Consider the following 2,471-nt stretch of genomic DNA (forward strand, 5'->3'; position numbering starts at 1 on the left):
TGTAAACGCTAGAATAAAGTTGACAGTTTTCGCTTGATAAGATTTTACACTTTTGCTCAATCAACCTACTACTTTAGTAAAATAGATATTGACGTTATTTTACTGGAGGTTAGGCTTTTGGAGGAGAAGTTAGTGTTATATGTAAAGATTCATGAACTACGTAAAAGAAAATTTAAAGTAGCACAAATTGCTAAGGAGCTTAAGATCTCAAGACCAACTGTCTATAAGTATTTAGAAATGACATTTGATGAGGCAAGAGCTTACACTGAACAGCCTTTGGGGAAGAAGAAAAAACTAGATCACTATAAAGACTGGATACTTGCCTGGCTAGAAGAGTATCCTCACCTGAGTAGTGCTCAGATTCAAGATTGGCTTTTGGAGAGATATCCCGACCTATCGGTTGGTGGAAGTACTGTGAGATCTTATGTGAAAGATATTCGTGAAGTCTATCAGATTGAGAAAAAGGTCATTGTCCGACAATACGAAGCAGTTCCTGAACAACCAATGGGCAAACAACTTCAGGTAGACTGGGGTGAAACAAAACAGAAGACGACAGACAACAAAGAAATCAAACTGTACTTTATTGCCTTTGTACTCGCTCACTCCAGACATAAATATATGGAATGGCAGGTACGTCCATTTACTACAAGAGATGCGATCAGCTGTCATGAAAATGCATTTCAGTTCTACGGAGGTCGAACAGAAGAAATCGTCTATGATCAGGACCACTTAATCACAGTGAGTGAAAATGCAGGCCAACTGCTTTTAACAGCTGCATTTCAAAGCTATGTAAATGAGCGTAAATTCAAAGTTCACTTGTGTAGAAGAGCTGATCCAGAATCTAAAGGCATGATTGAAAATGTAGTGAAATACATAAAAGGCAATTTCGCTGACAGTCGGGTGTTTAGCGACATAGAAGATTGGAATGATCGAGCACTACAGTGGCTCGAGCGTACTGGGAACCATCAGGTCCACCAGACCACGAAAAAAAGACCAGCAGAAGTGTTTCTCCTCGAAAAGCAACACTTACAGCCAGTCTCTTCGTTACTTTCATATGAAAGTACCAACAACCAAAGTATAACAAGAAGTGTAAGCAAGGACAACACGATCCGTTATAAGTCAAACCGTTATTCCGTCCCACTTGGGACTTATCAAACAATGAGTGAGAATCTTGTATGGATTGAAGCGACAGAAGAGCAAAAGACGCTCGTCATCCGCAGAGAAGCAAATGGTGAGGTAATTGCCGAGCATCTTATTAGCTCAGAAAAAGGAAAACTCATTCAAAACCGTCATCATACTCGTGATCGCTCCAAAGGGGTTGAAGAGCTTAAGCAACGTGTAATCTCTTACTTTAAAAATCAGACACAAGCAGCTGCTTATTTGGATGAGATCAGCCAAAGATACCCGAGGTATCGTCGAGACCAGTTTGCGATCATCTACAAGGTGATTCAACAGTATCCAGCATTAATTAATACTGTGATGACTAAGTGCGTGACAGAGAAACTATACAATGCGAATGATTTTCGGGATATCGCTCATCACCTTGATACATTGCGTGATGAACCAGTTATAGAGGAACAATCCTTTTATGCCAATCCAGCAAAACATCCTCATATTAAGGCCTCTACCCGTTCTTTAAATGCGTATACTAGCATTTTAGGAGGTCGAGCATGATGAACAAGACAGTGCATGAATTACAAGACCAATTTCGTCAGTTACGTTTATCAGAGACTGCGGAGGAGCTGCCACAGCTTCTTCGAGAAGCTGAAAAAGCATCATGGACCTACTTGGAATTCTTAGAATCTATCACAAGATATGAATTAGCAAAACGTGAAGCAAAGAGCCTTGAAAAAAGAATGAAATGGGCACGCTTCCCTTTCGTGAAGTCATTAGATGAGTTTGAACTTAAAGGTCAAAACGTTCTAACAGCCCGCCAGCTTTCTCAGCTTCGAGAATTGAGCTGGTTAGAGCAACAATACAATTTAATTCTTCTAGGTCCCCCTGGAATCGGAAAAACGTATATCGCAATTGGGCTGGGACTCGAAGCCGTTCATAGAGGATTCAATGTTTACTTCGCTACAATGGGTGAGCTTGTGCAGCTTTTAAAGACAGAAGAATACCTGAATAAATCTAAAGTCCAACTCAAACGGATTAGAAATGCCGACCTTGTGATTATCGATGATTTGATGTACATGGCAATGGATCAGAGAGAAGCAAACTTATTTTTTCATTTAATCAATCATTTATACGAACGAAGTTCGATCATCCTGACTTCAAATAAAAGTCCAGATGAATGGGGTAATTTAATTGGAGATCAAGGCATTACGACAGCTATTTTAGATCGTTTACTTCATCGTGTGGAAGTCATACATGGTGGCGAGGATGAGGAAAGTCATCGGATGAAAAACCGGAAAAGCATTTTTTCAGCAGAAGTGTAAAAAGGAACCGAGCAAAAAATGTAAAATTCGACT

2 protein-coding genes are annotated in these 2,471 nt (G+C 39.9%); both read left to right on the forward strand.

Annotation, left to right across the window (positions count from 1 at the left end; genetic code table 11):
• Positions 1-132: 132 nt before the first annotated feature.
• Positions 133-1,674, forward strand: a complete 1,542-nt coding sequence (istA, locus tag CU633_RS20530) for an IS21 family transposase (protein ID WP_101662421.1) — start codon at positions 133-135, stop codon at positions 1,672-1,674.
• Positions 1,674-2,438, forward strand: coding sequence for an IS21-like element IS643 family helper ATPase IstB (istB, locus tag CU633_RS20535; protein WP_101662422.1), 765 nt, complete (start codon positions 1,674-1,676; stop codon positions 2,436-2,438). The genes istA and istB overlap by 1 nt, the downstream gene beginning before the upstream one ends.
• Positions 2,439-2,471 lie beyond the last annotated feature (33 nt).

The sequence above is a fragment of the Bacillus sp. V3-13 genome, from assembly GCF_002860165.1.
Taxonomy (GTDB): domain Bacteria; phylum Bacillota; class Bacilli; order Bacillales; family Cytobacillaceae; genus Bacillus_BJ.

Excerpts from the sequence above, each read along its gene's own strand:
- istB (WP_101662422.1), top strand. The coding sequence starts at position 1,674 with ATGAACAAGACAGTGCATGAATTACAAGACCAATTTCGTCAGTTACGT.